The sequence below is a fragment of the Syntrophorhabdales bacterium genome (assembly GCA_035541455.1).
In the GTDB taxonomy this organism is placed as follows: Bacteria; Desulfobacterota; Syntrophorhabdia; order Syntrophorhabdales; family WCHB1-27; genus JADGQN01.
Window position 1 is genome coordinate 1 of the sequence record DATKNH010000133.1, and the last position, 18,058, is coordinate 18,058.

Annotated in this window: 12 protein-coding genes; 4 read left to right on the plus strand and 8 right to left on the minus strand. The window is 52.6% G+C overall.

All coding sequences use genetic code 11. The features are described from left to right. The first annotated feature begins 18 nt into the window (after nt 1-18). A complete protein-coding gene (locus tag VMT71_14525) occupies nt 19-504 on the plus strand; it encodes a hypothetical protein (protein HVN25186.1) in 486 nt (161 codons plus the stop codon). A gap of 215 nt (nt 505-719) precedes the next feature. Beyond that, nucleotides 720-1,709, plus strand: coding sequence for a transporter (locus VMT71_14530; protein HVN25187.1), 990 nt, complete (start codon nt 720-722; stop codon nt 1,707-1,709). A gap of 142 nt (nt 1,710-1,851) precedes the next feature. On the opposite strand, the gene hemC is transcribed toward VMT71_14530, so the two are convergent. The 4 genes from hemC to VMT71_14550 are packed head-to-tail and all read right to left on the minus strand — an operon-like array spanning nt 1,852 to nt 5,141. Next, complete coding sequence (hemC, locus tag VMT71_14535; GenBank protein HVN25188.1) at nt 1,852-2,760, minus strand: hydroxymethylbilane synthase; 909 nt, start codon at nt 2,758-2,760, stop codon at nt 1,852-1,854. Further along, nucleotides 2,723-4,048: a glutamyl-tRNA reductase gene (gene hemA / locus VMT71_14540; protein ID HVN25189.1), complete on the minus strand. Its 1,326-nt coding sequence runs from the start codon at nt 4,046-4,048 to the stop codon at nt 2,723-2,725. Before hemA ends, hemC begins: the two co-directional genes overlap by 38 nt. After that, entirely contained in the window at nt 4,023-4,841 is an 819-nt protein-coding gene (ccsB, locus tag VMT71_14545) for a c-type cytochrome biogenesis protein CcsB (GenBank protein HVN25190.1), read from the minus strand. Before ccsB ends, hemA begins: the two co-directional genes overlap by 26 nt. 27 nt (nt 4,842-4,868) lie before the next feature. Further along, nucleotides 4,869-5,141 carry an acylphosphatase gene (locus VMT71_14550; protein HVN25191.1) on the minus strand — a complete coding sequence of 91 codons (273 nt, stop codon included), beginning with the start codon at nt 5,139-5,141 and terminating at the stop codon, nt 4,869-4,871. Between the two features lie 91 nt (nt 5,142-5,232). Between VMT71_14550 and VMT71_14555 the strand changes: the two genes are divergently transcribed. Both VMT71_14555 and VMT71_14560 read left to right on the plus strand, forming a co-directional pair. Beyond that, the gene (locus tag VMT71_14555) at nt 5,233-9,399 is read left to right on the plus strand and encodes an acyl-CoA dehydratase activase (GenBank protein HVN25192.1); all 4,167 of its coding nucleotides are present in this window, start codon (nt 5,233-5,235) and stop codon (nt 9,397-9,399) included. Between the two features lie 39 nt (nt 9,400-9,438). Beyond that, nucleotides 9,439-10,746: a hemolysin family protein gene (locus VMT71_14560; GenBank protein HVN25193.1), complete on the plus strand. Its 1,308-nt coding sequence runs from the start codon at nt 9,439-9,441 to the stop codon at nt 10,744-10,746. A 25-nt stretch (nt 10,747-10,771) separates the two neighbouring features. On the opposite strand, the gene VMT71_14565 is transcribed toward VMT71_14560, so the two are convergent. From VMT71_14565 to guaB, 4 genes are all read right to left on the minus strand, one after another. Then, nucleotides 10,772-11,728 carry an acetyl-CoA carboxylase carboxyltransferase subunit alpha gene (locus VMT71_14565; protein ID HVN25194.1) on the minus strand — a complete coding sequence of 319 codons (957 nt, stop codon included), beginning with the start codon at nt 11,726-11,728 and terminating at the stop codon, nt 10,772-10,774. Next, entirely contained in the window at nt 11,725-15,168 is a 3,444-nt protein-coding gene (locus tag VMT71_14570; protein HVN25195.1) for a DNA polymerase III subunit alpha, read from the minus strand. Before VMT71_14570 ends, VMT71_14565 begins: the two co-directional genes overlap by 4 nt. Before the next feature lie 33 nt (nt 15,169-15,201). Beyond that, complete coding sequence (gene guaA / locus VMT71_14575) at nt 15,202-16,746, minus strand: glutamine-hydrolyzing GMP synthase (GenBank protein ID HVN25196.1); 1,545 nt, start codon at nt 16,744-16,746, stop codon at nt 15,202-15,204. Nucleotide 16,747: 1 nt separating this feature from the next. Next, a partial coding sequence (gene guaB / locus VMT71_14580) for an IMP dehydrogenase (GenBank protein HVN25197.1) occupies nt 16,748-18,058 on the minus strand: 1,311 nt, incomplete at its 5' end.

Below are 18,058 nucleotides of genomic sequence, written 5' to 3' on the forward strand. Positions count from 1 at the left end.
GTACAAGGGAGGGACTCCATGAAAACAGCACACGGAAGAATATTCATCATCACAGTAGTGGCAGTGATCTTGTGCGCATCCGGCTTGCCGGCACTGGCCCAGGATAAACCCGCGGACGACATGCAGCTCGTTAGCGAGAAAGTGAAGGCAGACAAGAAGCTGTTTGTAGCAGAGGCCATGCAGCTCACGGAACCGGAAGCAAAAGCCTTCTGGCCAATCTACGAAAAGTATCAGAAAGAGCTGACAAAAATTTACGACCACTCCCTGGTGCTGATCGGGGATTACGCCAGTAACCACCAGTCCATGTCGAATGAAGTGGCGAAAAGGCTGACTACCAGACTTCTGGCCATCGGCGCGGACCACCAGAGGCTGAAGACAACATACTTGCATCTGTTTCGCGGCGCATTGAGTGAGGTAAAAGTCGCGCGCTACTACCAGCTCGAGAACAAGATCGCTGCAGCGATAAACTACGACCTCGCGACCAAGATACCCCTTATCAAGTGAGCAGCACTGTCTGCTCGCGCGGAAGCCAGTAACGCTTGTGAGCATCCGTGGGCGAAAGCGGCTATGAGGTTCGCCCGTTCCAGAGAACGGGAGGTAACGGTTTGCTCCTCACGTAACCATGCGGCTTCCTCTCGGTAATTCACACTATACATTGATGCTACCTCTAAACCTGTGTAAGTATGTGGTCAGGCAGGAGGGGATTTGTAATGTTGAGTTTGAATCGGCCTAGAGAGAATTGGTGCTTTTTGCGGGTTGCCATCGCTCGACCCATCCTGCGAGCTTTTCGGTATGTGATCAAGCGTTCGGGCGCGCTGCCGGCCGTGATGGTTCTCTTGTCCGTGGCAGTGCAAACACATGCCGGCGAGATCGAGCCGAGAGCTTATGTCAATACTCCGGTCGGCGTCAATTTCCTGCTGGCGGGCTACGCCTATACCGACGGCGGCCTGTCGACCCCGGGTTCGTCGCCGATCAAGGGTGCCCGGCTCACCATGCACACCGAGGTCCTGGCGTACGCACGGTCCTTGGACGTGTGGGGCAACTCAGGGAAGATCGATGTCATAGTGCCGTATTCCGAACTATCGGGAACCGCGACGGTCGCGGGTCAGCCCCGGGAACGTAAAGTTTCCGGGTTAAACGACCCTCGCTTCCGTTTCTCGGTCAATTTCTACGGCGCCCCCGCGCTTTCAGTGCAGGAATTTGCCAACTACCGGCAGAATGTGATCATCGGGGCGAGCGTCCAGGTGTCCGCACCGCTCGGACAGTATGATAAGGACAAGCTGGTGAACCTCGGCAATAACCGCTGGTTCGTCAAGCCCGATATCGGCATCTCCAAGGCGTGGGGAGCGCTGACGCTGGAGCTTTCTACAGGCGTCTATTTCTACAGCAATAATGATGACTTCTTCGGCGGCAAGACGCTTAAGGAAGACCCCCTCTGGTCCACGCAGGCGCACGTCGAGTACCAGCTTGGCCGTGGCGTTTGGGTTGCCTTGAGCGGGACATACGATTACGGCGGGCGCTCGACAACAGACGGCGTGCGGAACAGTGATCTGGAGAACAATTCGCGAATAGGCGCCACACTGGCGTTGCCCGTGAACCGGAACAACTCGGTCAAGGTTTACGTGAGCGACAGCATACACAGCAGCGCGGGAAGCAATTATAGCCTGGTCGGGGTTGTGTGGCAGTACCGCTGGGGCGGCGGGCTGTAAAAGATTACATTTGGTAATGCCGAACCTGCAAGCCACTGGGCAAATTCAACCTTAGTAGCAATCTTGCAATTGTTTCAGAATTGCGAAAAGGTGCTGAAGCTCAACTCGGAACTGGCAGCCCCGTAACATTTTTACTAACGGTCTATTTTAGCGTTAGCTTTTCTTGCGCGGCCTTTATAGGCTTCAAGCTCCTGGCTACAAGCTCGTCAGCCTCATCGGTTCGTCCTTCAACCCTTTGCTTGACAAGAAGTTCGCCTTCCTCGGTTCCGAAGGCTGAGTGGATAATCAATCTCCCATTGGCGAGCGATGCATTGATACCAAGCGGCACGCTGCATCCGCCTCCAATCAGCGCCTGGAGCTTTCTCTCCACAGACACTTCAAACATTGTCTTCTCATGGTTGAGCGGGCGGAGCAGTTCCAGCAATTCAGGTTCGTTTCTCGTTTCGATACCTATCGCTCCCTGGCCTGAAGGCGGCACCATCATATCGAAGGGAAGAACCTCCCTGATAGAATCGCCGAAACCCATACGTTTGACGCCCGCGCATGCAAGAATAATGGCATCCAGGTCCTGCTCCCGCAGCTTGCGCAGCCTTGTGTCCACGTTGCCCCTGATGGGGACCACTGCGATATTCTTGTTGTGATGGAGAATCTGTGCTCTGCGTCGTAAACTGCCGGTCCCGATCCTTCCTCCTGCTTGTACGTCCGTAAACCGCTCGTACTTCTGCGATATGAACGCGTCCCTTGGATTCTCCCGTTCCAGTACTGCGCCAAGAATGAGCCGTTCGGGAAGTTCCACGGGCATATCTTTCACACTGTGGACAGCCATATCTATAGTGCCTGCAAGAAGCGCCTCCTCGATTTCCTTGACGAAGAGGCCCTTGCCGCCAATCAGATGAAGGGGCTTGTCCCAGACAGTATCACCTGTAGTCTTTATGATTTTTTCTGAGAACTGATAGTCAGGGTAGAGCGCTGCAAGCCTGCCGATCACGATCTCGGTCTGCCTGAGCGCGAGTTTACTCCCTCTTGTCCCCAGGGTCCATCTCTTCTTCATCTTCCTCCTCAGACTGGAACAGGTTTTTCATAACGTCGAGCACCACAGGGCTCCCGTTTTTCTTTATCATCATGATGTGCGGGTGAGCTATTTTGTTTACGATGGCTTTCGAGAGAGACTCCAGTTGCTTGATGGTTTCCTCGTCCGCTGATTTCAGGCGCTGTGTCGCCCTCTTTACTTCATTAGCCCGTACCTTCTCGAGTTTATCCAGAACCTGGGTGATCACCGGGCTCAACTCAAGCCGTTTCAGCCACGATTCAAATTTGGATACTTCCTCATCGACGATGGCGTGGGCGCGCTCCGCCTCCTGCATCCGGTTTTCCAGATGGTCCTGCGAGAGGCTCTTCAGGTCGTCGATATCGTAGAGGTATACGTTTTCGACATTATTTATTTCCGGCTCCACGTCACGGGGAACCGCAATGTCGATGAAGAAGAGGGGCTTGTGTTTTCGCTTCTTCATAACCGCGAGCACGAGATCTTTGCCTATGATCGGCATTTCCGCGCCTGTGGAGGAAAGGACCATATCGACCTTGAGAAGCAGCTCGGGAATCTCCTCGAAAGGTAACGGCGTGCCGATAATTTCGTCCGCAAGGAGCTGTGCCTTCTGAAATGTTCTATTGGTGATATAGACATCTTGTACGCCCTCTTTCTTGAACTGTTTGAGAGCGATCTCGCACATTTCTCCTGCTCCGATTACCAGGATTTTCTTCTCGCCGATTTCGCCGAAAATCTTTCGTGCGAGCTCCACGGCCATGCTGCTTATGGAAACAGGGTTGTAGCCTATCCTCGTTTCTGTCCTGACTCTCTTTGCGGTTTGAAAGGCACGGTTAAAAACTTTCTCGAACAGCTGACCCGTTGCTTTACTTGAGGCGGCTATCTTGTAGGCGTCTTTTACCTGTCCCAGAATCTGCGGTTCGCCCACAACCATCGAATCGAGTCCTGATGCGACAAGAAAGAGATGGCGGTATGCATCATCCAGGCTCAAGGTGTACGCATACTGGTGGAGCCACTCTTTAGTGACGCCGAGACTATTCTCCAGTGTCTGATTTACCGCGCGTACCGCTTCCTCGAGCGAGGGAGCCCCTGCGTAAATCTCGGTTCTGTTGCACGTTGAAAGCACCACGGCTTCCTGCACGCCGGCTTGTTTCAAGCTTTGAAGGAGCGCGGGAAGAGCATCCTCGGCGACATGCAGCTTCTCTCTTACGTCCAGCGGGGCCGTGCTGTGGCTCACGCCGATGACGGCGAAGCAGGTGTCATTGGTTTCAGATGTAGGAATGGAGCCCTCCAATGAATAGGTTCACACCGAGGAACGTCACGATCACCGACACAAAACCGAGGATCATAAGGTACGCAGTCTTTCTGCCGCGCCATCCCATGGTGAACCTGTTGTGAATCATGATGGCATACACGATCCACGTGATGAGCGACCAGGTTTCTTTCGGATCCCAGCTCCAGAAGGAACCCCATGCGGACTGAGCCCAGATTGAGCCTGTAATAATGCCTATGGTCAGAAAAGGAAAGCCATAGGACATGCATCTGTAGTTTATGCGGTCCAGCGTCTCGAGCGAAGGGAAACTTCCGAAGATGGAGTGAAGCCGTTTCTTCTTGATGTCTCTCTCCGCGAGCAGATAGATTATCGAAACGAGACACCCCACGAGAAAAATAGCGTCGCCGATGAATGCGAAGCCTGTGTGAATCGGCAGCCAGTAGCTTTGCAGAACAGGGGCGAGCGGCTTGACAGGCGAGGGAAGAGCGAAGGCCCAGATGACGATGACCGACACGACCGGAAGCACGATGCTCCCGAGGCCGGGGATCCTGTAAGTCCTTCTCAGGTAGAGAAAAAAACAGGCAGTACAGAGGGCAAAAAAAGAAAGCGATTCATGCAGGTTTGTGATCGGAGTATAGCCTGCTTTGATGTACCGTTGGAGCGTGGCTGCAAGATGGAGAAGACAGGCAGATGCCAGTACATACGAGCCTATCCTCTCGATCATCTCTTTTTTGCGGGTGAGATGGAGAAGATAAAAGATCGTGGCAACAAGATAGAGAATGACCGGCAACATGAAGCCTGTTTGAATGTTCATGCGTCGAACACACGCACGGGAGATGGATCAATACAAAATGCGGAAGTCTTTGAACTCACCGGTGTATTCCTTCCAGGAACGGTCAAGGTGCCCTACGCGTGCGCCCTGGGGGCCGCGCTTACACCATTCGATTAGTTTGTCAACCGCCTCTTCGTTACCTTCGCAGACTATCGCCACACGGCCATCGATAAGATTCCTTACACTGCCCGTGAGACCTAATTCGTCCGCCTTTCTCTTGGTGTAGTAACGAAAATTAACGCCCTGGACGAGACCGCTGACCAGTATCTCTGCCCTTCGCATAATTGACTTTTACGCGCTGAGTGAATATCTTATTGCTTACATATTTATCACAAGAACGGCTCAAAATCAATGTGCTCCGCGGGGGGATTGGATGTTCAGGGTTGGTCTTGACATTGGTTCGGTAAGCGTAGACGTGGTGGTGGTCGATGAGCAAGAGCGCGTTGTAGAAGAGAGGTACATCCGTCACAAGGGTAGGCCGATTAAGGCCGCGAGAGAAGTCCTTGAGGAACTTACCAACAAGCATGGAGATAAGGTTGAATTCGTGGCTACTACAGGCGTCGGGGCTAAGACCTTCGCCGAACTTGTAGGCGCCGCATTCACGAATGAGATCATTGCCCTGACCAAAGCCTTCCAGAGGCTCTATCCGCAGGTCCGAAGCGTCATCGACCTGGGTGGTGAGGATTCGAAGCTCATCCTTTTTGAAAGAGATACGGAACACGGGACATTCAAAATCAAAGATTTTTCGATGAATACCCTCTGCGCTGCAGGCACCGGGTCGTTTCTCGACCAGCAGGCATCGCGCCTTGGCTTCACCATCGAAGAGTTCGGCGAGGTAGCTCTCAAGTCCAAGAATACCCCGCGCCTTGCGGGAAGGTGCACGGTATTCGCCAAATCGGACATGATTCACCTGCAGCAGATAGCAACGCCCGATTACGAGCTGGTGGCGGGCCTCTGTTACGCTCTGGCGCGGAATTTCAAGAGCAACATAGCAAAGGGAAAAGAGATAGCAAAACCGCTTGCCTTCGTCGGAGGGGTCGCGGCTAACCCTGGTATGCGCAAGGCAATGCGAGACGTCTTTGCCCTCGAAGAGAGCCAGTTCATTGTACCTGAACGATTTACCTCCATGGGAGCTCTCGGCTCGATTTACGCTGCGCTCGACGAGCCACGGATAAGAAGGGAGTATCAGGGCATTGAACAGGTTGACAGGTATCTGGCACAAGAGGAACAGGCGGATGCCTACGAACCGCTCGCGCTTTCGGAGAAAAACCTGAACATTACTTACGACATGAAGAGACCTACGGAAAAGGTGAAAATTTATTTCGGTGTGGATGTGGGCTCGATCAGTACAAACCTCGTAGCTCTCGATGAGCAGAAGAATGTGCTTGCGAAAAGATACCTCATGACCGGAGGGCGGCCGCTGGAGGCTGTGAAGCGCGGGCTCGCAGAGATAGGTGAGGAGATTGGTGACTACGTGGAGGTCGTGGGGGTTGGAACGACCGGGTCGGGACGCTACCTCACAGCTGACTTCATAGGAGCCGACATTGTCAGGAATGAGATCACGGCCCAGGCTGAAGCCGCTATTTCCATCGACCCCGAGGTTGACACCATATTTGAGATCGGTGGACAGGATTCCAAATACATCAGCATCGATGACGGGGTCATCACCGATTTCGAAATGAACAAGGCGTGCGCAGCCGGCACAGGCTCATTCCTTGAGGAACAGGCGGAACGGCTCGGTGTCTCCATCAAGGAAGAGTTTGCGAACTTGGCCCTTAAATCCTCCACGCCGATCAAGATGGGTGAGCGTTGTACCGTCTTTATCGAATCAGACGTGATTCACCACCAGCAGGCCGGTGCAGACATCGAAGATATAGCGGGAGGCCTTTGCTACTCCATAGTGCTCAATTACCTGAATAAGGTGGTAGGCGACCGCAGAGTCGGCAACAGGATCTTCTTCCAAGGCGGAACCGCATTCAACAAAGGCGTTGTAGCCGCATTTGAAAGAATTGTCGGGAAGCCGATCACTGTACCATCCCATCACGATGTTACAGGGGCTATAGGCGTCGCAATTCTGGCAATGAAGGAAAGGACATGGGAGAAGAGCGCGTTTAAAGGTTTTGACCTGAGCAAGCGTCAGTACGAAGTTGACACCTTCGAATGCAAGGGGTGCGAAAACCTCTGCGAAATCAGAAAGGTGACGTGTGAGGGAGAGACGCCTCTCTATTATGGCAGCAGGTGTGAAAAATATGATGTGGTGAGAAAGGTACAGAAGAAGGCTGTCGCAGACCTGTTCAAGGTGAGGGAAGAGGGTCTCTATAAAGAGTACACACCGACAGTCCAGGGCCGAGGCGAGCCCATAGGCATTCCCAGAATACTCAACATGCATGAACTCCTTCCTTTCTGGAAATCCTTTTTGAGTGAGCTGGGTTTTTCAGTTGTGCTCTCTGACGCTACAAACAAGAAGGTGGTGAAGGAAGGCGTCGAGAATATCATTGTCGAGTCATGTTTCCCCATCAAGCTGGCGCACGGCCATATCCTCAACCTTGTGGGCAAGGGCGTCAAGAGAATCTTTATACCAAGCGTTATCGATATGAAAAAGCCGTCCGGCGGGGTGGAAGTAAACTTCGCCTGCCCCTACGCTCAGTCGCTTCCATACACGGTCAAAGGCTCGATCGACTTTGAAGACCTGGGCGTGAAGCTGGAGTCGCCCATCGTGCGCTTCGGCCAGGGCAGGGAGATCATGCTCAAGAACCTGGTCTCGTTCGGGAAATCCCTCGGGAGATCAAAAAAAGAGGTAGAGCGGGCGTTCACCATCGCCAATTCGGTCCAGGAACTCTTCTACGGTGAATGCCTGAATGCAGGCACTGAGTTCCTCTCCCGGATCAAATCCGACGAGAAAGTGATGGTTGTCATAGGAAGGCCGTATAATGCCATGGACCCGGGGGCAAACCTCAACGTCCACAAGAAACTCCTCGATCTGGGAGTTCCTGCAATACCTCTGGACATGCTGCCTCTGGCGGATGTCCCCGAAGACGAAGATCTCAGGGAGATGTACTGGGCATACGGACAAAAGATTCTCAGGGCTGCAAAGATCGTCCGGTCACATCCCAACCTTTTTGCTATCTACATCACAAACTTCGGATGCGGCCCCGACTCTTTTATCACGCATTTCTTCAAGAAGATAATGGAGGGCAAGCCTTTTCTGCAACTGGAGATCGATGAACACAGCGGTGACGCAGGTGCCATAACGCGTCTGGAAGCTTTCTTCGACAGCATCAAGAACGCCAGGCAGGATATGGCAGTGAAGGAAAAATCGGCACCGGTCTTTTATGTCGGCAAGAAGGTTCGCAAGATCTACGTGCCGTACATGTCGGATCATTCTATCCCATTTGTCAGCGCTTTCCGTGCGTGCGGAGCCGAGGCAGAGGTCATGGAGGAATCTGACGACGAGACAGTACAGATCGGACGCAAACTCACCATCGGAAAAGAGTGCTATCCCTGCATTCTGACTACGGGTGATATGTTGAAAACTGCGAAGAAGAAGGGGTTTGATCCGGCAGGGAGCGCCTTTTTCATGCCGTCCGGCAGAGGCCCTTGCCGCTTTGGCCAGTACCATCGACTCCACAGGTTGGTGCTCGACGAACAGGGATTCGAGAACGTCCCCATTTACGCGCCCAACCAGGACGAGAAGCTCTACAAGGAGCTTAATATAGTCGGCGGCAAGTTCTCCCGGCTGGGTTGGAGGGCAATTGTTTCAACCGATATGCTCCAGAAAATGCTGCACAGCGTCCGACCGTATGAGAAAAATTCAGGCGAGACGCAGCAGGTATATAATGAGATGCTGCAAGCGGTATCGGAGGCGATCGGAAGCAAGAATAATGGTGTCTTTGGAGTTCTCGAACATGCGGTGAAGCGCTTTCTTGCGATTCCCACCACGAACGAAAAAAAACCGATTGTCGGTATCGTGGGAGAAATTTACATCAGGTCAAACCGCTTCAGCAACGACAACCTGATCAAAAAGGTGGAGGAGTTCGGCGGAGAGGCCTGGCTTGCACCAATCACCGAATGGATAAATTACGTGAATTACATGGGCAGAAAAAGGAGCGCTCAAAAGAGAAGTTTTTCCGACCTGGTCACCATGGTACTCACCGAACATATCCAGCGGAAGGATGAACACCGCATGGAGGAGATCTTCTCGGAGTATCTGCGCTACGGGCATGAACCCTCGATCCGGCAGGTCATTCACGACGCGAGTCCTTACATAGATGAGAGCTTCGAAGGAGAAGCCATTCTCAGTGTTGGAAAGAGCATCGATTTCATACATAAAGGAGCTTCCGGCATCATCAATGCCATGCCGTTTACCTGCATGCCGGGGACTATTTCCAACGCGCTCATGAAACTCATACAGAACAAGTACGGCGTCCCTGTTCTCAACGTTGCCTACGACGGACAGGGGTTAACCAACATCACGACCCGCTTGGAAGCCTTTATGCATCAGGTGAAGGAACACTCCAAGAGGTCGCCCGGGTCCAAGTGACCAGGATTCGCAAGTAGTGGGGCTTCGTCCCCATCCTCTATGGACAGTCTCAGCCTCTCCATCATCGTGATCATCGCCCTGGTGCTCCTGAACGGCATCTTTTCAGCCGGAGAGTTCGGCATCGTATCCTCGCGCAAGAGCAAGATCAAGGATATGATCAAGGAGGAGAAAGACAAAAGGGCGGAAGTTCTTCTGCAGATGCGCGAGAATCCGGAGAAATTTCTCCCGACCGTGCAGATCGGCATTACTGTCTTTGGTACGCTCGCATCTGCTCTTGCAGGTGTAGTCTCTATCCATTTCCTCAATCCGGTGATCAAAGAGCTCCCTTATGTCGGCAGGTTTTCAGAGTCCGTTTCTCTTATCATTGTGGTTCTCTGTCTCACGTACCTGCTTCTCGTTCTCGGTGAACTTGTTCCCAAGCATATAGGCATCAACTACCGCGAGAAGGTGGCCATCACCATCGCGCCGATGTTCGACTTCCTCTCGAGAGTACTTTTTCTTCCGGTCCGCTTGCTCAATGTTTCCTCTTCAGTCATAATGCGACTTCTTCATCTCAGGCAACTGGATGAACCTGTGACCGAAGATGAAATCAAACTCCTGCTCGAAGAGGGGAGGACAAAGGGGGTATTCGGCAGAACAGAAGAAGAGCTGATACATGGAGTCTTCAACTTTGTGGACAGGTCAGTGAAAGAGATCATGGTGCCGAGGCCTAACATCTACGCAATCGACATGGACCAGAGCAAGGAGGAGATTCTAAAGTATGTTGTCGATAACGAGTTTTCACGATATCCCGCTTACAAGGACCAACTGGATAACATCCAGGGGATTGTCTACCACAAAGATATGGCAAAGTTTATATGGTCAAACACACCCTTTGACCTCAACAAGGTGCTGAGAAAACCTTACTTCGTTCCCGACACGATGAAGGTGAGCGCGCTGCTCAAGGATATGCAGAGAAGAAGGGTTCATTTAGCGGTGGTGGTTGATGAGTACGGAACCACCGTGGGCATAGTCTCCCTTGAGGACATCATGGAGGAGATTTTCGGGGAGATCATGGACGAGACAGACACTGACGTGCGCATCGTGAATCTTCCCGATGGGGCTACGCTCATCGACGCCTCGTACAACATAAGGGATCTAAACAATGATCTCGGCCTGGAACTCCCGGAGTCGGCCGATTACGAGACGCTTGGCGGCTTTGTGCTCTCCCAACTCCAGGGCATAGCCAGGGGAGGGGAGATCGTCTACCATGACGGATATCGTTTCACTGTTGTCGGCATCCACAGACGCAGGATTGCAAAAGTGAAGATGGAAAAGATAGATAAAGAGAAGACGCAGAACAGGTAAGCACAAAAACAGAGAGGGGAAAGTACTACTTCTCCTCGAACACACCCATATTTCTAAATTTTTCGTATCGCTGCTGCCGCAGGGTCTCACGAGGTATGTCGGCCAGTTCTTTCAAATACTTGTCAAGAAGTGCTCTCGTGCTGGCAAACGTCTCATCCCACGAGCGGTGAGCTCCACCGAACGGCTCTCTCACGATCGCATCGATTACTTTCAGCTTGAGCAGCTCCTGCGCCGTAGGCTTGAGCGCGTCAGCCGCGAGAGCCCCTTTTGAGCCGTCTCTCCACAGAATTGCTGCGCACCCTTCAGGAGAAATCACAGAATACGTAGCATTCTCAAGCATCAGGATCCGGTCCCCCACGGCGATTGCCAGTGCTCCGCCGCTTCCGCCTTCGCCGATGACAACGACGATAACCGGTATCGACAGGGTGAACATCAAATAGATAGACGAGGCTATGGTTTCTGCCTGGCCTCTCTCCTCGGCGCCGACGCCTGGAAATGCACCGGGAGTATCTATGAAGGTAATAAGAGGCTTTTGCCATCTGTCCGCGAGCTGCATCAGTCGCATGGCTTTGCGGTAGCCTTCAGGATTTGCCATGCCGAAATTGCGCTCAGCCATACCTCTGACATCTTTCCCCTTTTGGTGGCCGATGACGAAGACATTGGTGTCACTGAAGCGCGCAGGCCCTCCCACTATGGCAGGGTCGTCTTTGAATTTCCTGTCACCATGCAACTCGACAAAGTCAGTGCAAAGATGGTGGATATAGTCCAGCGTGTGTGGCCTGCTCAGGTGGCGTGAGAGCTGGGAGCGCTGCCAGTTTGTCATATTGCTGTAAATCTCCCGCTCGATCTTAGGTAACCTTTTCTCGAGGGAGGCTAGCTCTCTTGCATAGTGCGGGTCAAAGACATCGTGAAACTTCTTTATTTCTTCGATCCTTCGTTCCAATGGTTCAAGCTGCTTCTCAAAGTCGAGATAATGCCTCATCCGAGCACCTCTACAGCGACTCCCTGGCTAAACTGCTTGGTCACTATGTCGAGTTTCGATGCATCGATCCTCATCTCTGCAAGGGAGAGCGGCTTGCTTTCCGAGCCCAAATAGAATTCCAGCACCACTTTGGAATCCCCCCTGATACTATGGAGGACATCCTTCAGTTTCTTCAGTTCCTGCTTCTTGAATACCTGGCAATTAATTACCACTTTAACTGTTTTGCGCATCTCGGCGAGATTATCCTTGAGGGGCGCGATCTGCTTTGCGCGTATCTTGGTGGTACCATCCTCGAGCCTTTCGACCGATCCTGAGATCACCAAGGGCTCGTCGCCTTTGAGCAGGAGGATATGTTTGGAAAGAAGGTCCGGGAAGACGATAGCTTCCACGATACCTTTTGTGTCCTCCAGCATAATAGAGGCCATCCGGTCGCCCCTTTTTGTAGTGATCTCCCTGTAGCCGTTGACGATACCCACGATCGTCACGTCATCCAGGAGATCGCTCTCTTTTATGCTGGCAGTGTCGTAGGGTGTAATGCGACTGATTTCCGCGGAGAGGGTAGCCAGAGGGTGCTGGCTGAAATAAAAACCGAGAGCTTCCTTTTCGCCGCGAAGTATCTCCTCATGAGGGAGCTCTTCTCCCGTAGACATGGGTTCATCCGGCTCCAGCGCACTGGCTGAGGAGCCAAACATATCCATCTGGAGGAGATTACTCCCGTTCTTCTTTTGCAGCTTGTCCCATCTGTCGCGAACCATGGCGTAAAGGTGAGCGCGATTGAGGCCCATGCTGTCAAATGAGCCTGCCTTGATGAGGCTTTCAACCACCTTCTTGTTTACTTTCCGCGAATCAACAAGGCTGCAGAAATGGAGCAAAGAGGTGAAGGGGCCGGACTCCCGCCTGACGTGGAGAATGCTGTCGAGCGCTGCATCGCCAACATTCTTGACACCGGAAAGACCGAAGCGGATCTTGTTATCAACTATCGTAAACGCTTTATCGCTTTCATTCACATCGGGAGGCAGTATTGTTGCGCCGCTCTCCCTGCACTCTGCAACATAGCGTATCAGGCTGTCCGTATCGTTTACCTCATTGGTAAGTATCGCAGCCATGAAAGGAAGGTAGTGATGGGTCTTCAGATACGCTGTCTGGTAGGCTACCAGTGCATAGGCAGCGCTGTGTGATTTATTAAAACCATACTGGCCGAACTGAAGAATTACGTCGTATATCCGCGCGGCAATATCCGGTTTCACGCCGTTTCCTGCAGAGCCATGGACGAACTGCTCACGGTAGCTCTCGAGCTGCTCAGGCACTTTCTTGCTGATAGCCTTGCGCAAAGCATCTGCCTCGCTCTGCGAGAAACCCGCAAGACGTGAAGCTATCTTCATGATCTGTTCCTGATAGACAATAACGCCGTACGTATCCTTCAGGACCTCTTCCAGGAGTTCTGTTTCGTACTTGATGAGGGCAGGGTTATTCTTTCTCTTTATAAACTGCTCCATCATGCCGCTGGTCAAGGGCCCCGGCCGATAGAGCGCGATGAGGGCTATGATATCCTCAAACTTGGAGGGTTTGAGTTTGATAAGCAGATCGCGCATACCCCTGCTTTCAAGCTGGAATATACCTGATGTATTACCCGACGAAAGAAGCTCGTACGTTCCTGGATCATCCAGCGGTAAGTTGGCTATGTCCAGGGAGATTCCTTGCGACTTCAGCGTTTTGATAACATTATCTATGATGGTGAGGGTTTTCAGTCCCAGGAGATCGAACTTGATGAGTCCTATCTTTTCTATGGACTTCATCGGATACTGGGTAACCGTCTCACCCTTGGTCCCGCGGTGGAGTGGTAGATGTTCCACAAGGGGTTTATTCGAAATCACGATACCGGCAGCATGCGTGGACGCATGGCGCGCTAATCCTTCCAGGACCATTGCGTTGTCGATCAGCTCCGCGACTGACGGATCTTTCTCGCACATCTCTTTCAGACGCGGCTCGTCATGGAGCGCCTGTTCTATGCTCATGTCCAGAGCTGCAGGGATAAGCTTGGCGATACGGTCGACGTCAGCGTAGGGAAAGCCCAGAGCCCTCCCCACATCCCTGACGGCAGCTCGTGACTTCATGGTACCAAAGGTGATGATCTGCGCAACGTTTTCCTTCCCGTAGCGCTCGGTCACATACTGGATGACACGTTCCCTTCCCTCAATGCAGAAATCCACATCGATATCGGGCATGCTGATCCGTTCCGGGTTGAGAAACCTTTCGAATATAAGGTCGTATTTGATCGGATCAATATTGGTAATGCCGAGACAGTACGCGACAAGACTTCCGGCGGCTGAGCCCCTCCCGGGGCCAACAGGGATGTCCTGCGACTTTGCAAAACCTATAAAATCAGACACTATGAGGAAGTAGCCTGCAAAGCCGGTTTCCTTGATTACTTTCAGTTCGTAATTGAGCCTTTCCTGATACCTGGTCGCCAGATCTTCCGTGAAAGCAGGGTAGGTGGTTGCAATATAACTGATCTTCTTCTCAAATCCCTGACGGCAGAGGTTCTCAAAGTGCTCAGCGAGGCTCTCGTTCGACGGCAGTTTGAATTCCGGAAAGTGGTAGGTCCCCGACTCCATCTTCACGTTGCACATTTCAGCTATGCGCAGGGTATTCGTGAGCACCTCGGGATACTGAGAAAAAGAGCGATCCATTTCATCGCCCGATTTGAAATAGAAGTGATCGCTGGAAAAGCTGAGCCTGTCTTTGTCACTGAGCGTCTTGCCCGTCTGGATGCAGAGAAGCAGTTCGTGAGCCTTTGCCTCCTCCCTTTTCAGATAGTGGCAATCGTTCGTAGCGACGAGTGGTACATTATACTTCTTCGAAAGTTCGATGAGCCCCTCGTTCACCTTTTTCTGTTCCGGTATGCCATTGTCCTGGACTTCGAAATAGAGACGATCGCCGAAGATGGACAGGTAATCATCGACAGCGGAGGCCAAAGCTTTCTGGTCGTCACGCAGGATCATCTGCGGTATCCGCCCTTTAATGCAGGCAGTGAGGCAAAGAAGTCCCTCATTATGTGCGACGAGAAGTTCTTGGTCTATTCTGGGTACATAGTAGAAGCCTTCCAGGTGGGCGTGGCTTACCATTTTGACAAGGTTTCTGTAACCCGTTACGTCGAGGGCGAGAAGGATCAGGTGGTACGCGTTATCCTCTCCCCGCGCTGTTTTCTTATCCAGCCTGGACTTCGGGGCAATGTAAACTTCGCAGCCGATAATCGGCTTCAAGCCCGCATCCCGGGCAGACGTATAGAAATCGATCGCCCCGAACATGTTCCCGTGATCGGTGATAGCGCAGGCAGGCATACCGTACGATTTTGCTGTTTTGAAAAGGGGCTCGAAACGTATGGCGCCGTCGAGAAGGCTGTACTGGGTGTGGACGTGGAGGTGGACGAATTCCTTCATGCTATCGTTGGGGCTCGCGTTGCCCCCTCCATTTTACTCCCATTCAATGGTGCTCGGGGGTTTTGATGAGATGTCGAGCACAACCCGGTTGACCCCGGGCACTTCGTTGATGACGCGCCTCGATATCACATCAAGCACTTCATAGGGCACCCGCGCCCAATCTGCTGTCATGCCGTCTTCACTCTCCACTATTCGCAAGGCTATGACGTGGGCGTAGGTTCGCTCGTCACCCATGACACCGACTGTCTTGATCGGTATCAGTATAGCAAAAGATTGCCATATGTGTCTGAAGCTTTTTTTGCGCTCGATCTCTTCCCTGATAATGTGATCGGCCTCCTGCAGCATCCTGACTCTTTCAGGAGTGACCTCCCCGATAATCCTGATCGCCAGGCCCGGTCCCGGGAAGGGCTGTCTGTGCACGATGTTGTCGGGCATGCCCAGGGCTTTTCCCACCACGCGTACTTCATCCTTGAAAAGCTCCCTTAGGGGTTCGATCAATTTCAGCGTCATCCTCTTCGGCAGTCCGCCGACATTGTGATGGCTTTTGATTGTGGCCGATGGTCCCTTGAAGGAGACGCTTTCTATCACATCAGGGTAGAGTGTTCCCTGCGCAAGATAGGATGCATCGGGAATGCGTCCCGCTTCCTCTTCGAAGATCTTGATGAAGAGTCTACCGATGATCTTCCTTTTCTTTTCCGGATCTTTTACACCGGCCAGTGCGTTCAAGAATGCGTCCCTGGCATCGACGTGTCTTATGTTCAGGTGTAGCCTGTCCTTGAAGATCTCGAGTACCTCGGCTGCCTCATTCTTCCGCAACACGCCGTTATCGACAAACACGCAGGTAAGCTGTTGCCCGATCGCCCTGTGTATAAGGGTTGCCACAACTGATGAATCGACGCCACCACTCAGGGCGCAGATTACCTTTTTGCCGCCCACTTCCTCCGCGACCTGGCTCGTGACCATCTTGATAAACGACTTAGCAGAAAAAAGACCTTCGACTTTGCAAACCCTGTACAGGAAATTCTTGAGGATCAGCTTGCCTTTGGGCGTGTGATGGACTTCGGGATGAAACTGGAGACCGTAAATCCGTCCCTCTTCGTCTTTGATTGCGGCGTATGGAGAATTCTCCGAATGAGCAAGGGCCATGTACCCGTGAGGAAGTTTTACGATGCTGTCCCCGTGGCTCATCCAGATCTGTTCCCCATCGGCCAGCCCGTCAAAGAGGAGATCATTCCGGTCGAAGAAAAGGTGAGCACGGCCGTACTCTCTTTTCTCAGAACGTTGGACTTCTCCCTCGTGCAGCTTCGCAATCAACTGAACGCCGTAGCAGATACCGAGCATTGGCACGCCCAAAGAAAAAATATCAATGTCACACACAGGCGCGTCGGCGTCGGTTACGCTTGCCGGACCGCCGGACAGTATGATCCCTTTGGGTTTCAGCGCCCGTATCTTTTCAAAATCGATGTTGTAGGGGTATATCTCGCAGTAGACGCCCAGTTCCCGCACCTTTCGCGCGATCAACTGTGTATATTGCGATCCGAAATCAAGAATACAGACTAGTTCTTTGTGATAATCCATGTCACTCGATGCGGTAGTTTGGAGCTTCCTTTGTGATGATAACGTCGTGGACGTGACTTTCTCTCAGGCCTGAAGCGGTTATGCGGAGAAACCTGGCATTCTCCCTCAGTTGTTTGAGCGTCCGGCACCCGAGGTATCCCATGCCTGCCTTGACCCCACCCACCAATTGCTGCACTGAAAAAAAGAGGGATCCTCTGTAGGGCACACGTCCTTCGATGCCTTCGGGAACGAGCTTTGATTCAGGCTCGTCATCGGATATGCCATACCGGTCTCTCGACTTGCCCTCTCTCATGGCGTCAAGAGAGCCCATACCCCGGTAAACCTTGTAGGTCCGCCCCTGGTAGATCACCATTTCACCCGGTGCCTCATCAGTCCCCGCGAAAAGATTTCCGATCATCACCGCATCTGCACCACCTGCCAGGGCCTTTGTGATGTCGCCTGAGAATTTTATCCCTCCATCAGCGATCACAGGTATGCCCTGCTTCTTTGCCACCTTATGGGCTGCAAATATGGCGGTCATCTGGGGTACGCCCACTCCTGCAACAATTCGGGTGGTGCATATGGAGCCCGGTCCCACGCCAATCTTGATCGCGTCACAACCGGCCCTTACCAGGGCTTGTGCGCCCTCTTCTGTGGCGATGTTACCGGCAATGAGCTGGATATCTTTGAAGTTGCGTTTGCTCTCCTCGATCGCTTCGACGACGTTTCTTGAGTGACCGTGCGCCGTGTCGATCACGATGCAATCACACCCGGCCTTCAGGAGCAGGTCTATTCTCTCCTCCCTGTCCGGTCCCACGCCCACTGCTGCGCCGACGCGCAGACGACCCCGCGCATCTTTTGCCGCCAGTGGGTACTTCCTGACTTTTTCTATGTCTTTGATCGTGATAAGGCCCCTGAGGTTGAACTCTTTGTCAACGACGAGCAGCTTTTCAATTTTGTGCGCATGCAGGATCTTCTTTGATTCCTCGAGGCCGATGCCTTCCTCAACCGTGACCAAGTGTTCTTTGGTCATGACCTCGTCAACTCTCCGATCGAGGTTCGTCTCGAACCTCAGGTCCCTGTTGGTCAGGATGCCCACGAGTCTCTTGCCCTTGGTGACAGGAATGCCGGATATCCTGTAGCTGGCCATCAGTTTCAGCGCATCTTTTATCTTCTGATCCGGCGAGATCACGATGGGATCGATGATCATCCCGCTCTCTGATTTCTTAACTTTTTCCACCTCTTGAACCTGCTCGCGCACACCCATATTGCGGTGAATTATGCCAATGCCGCCCTCCTGCGCGAGGCAGATAGCGGCCTTAGCCTCGGTAAC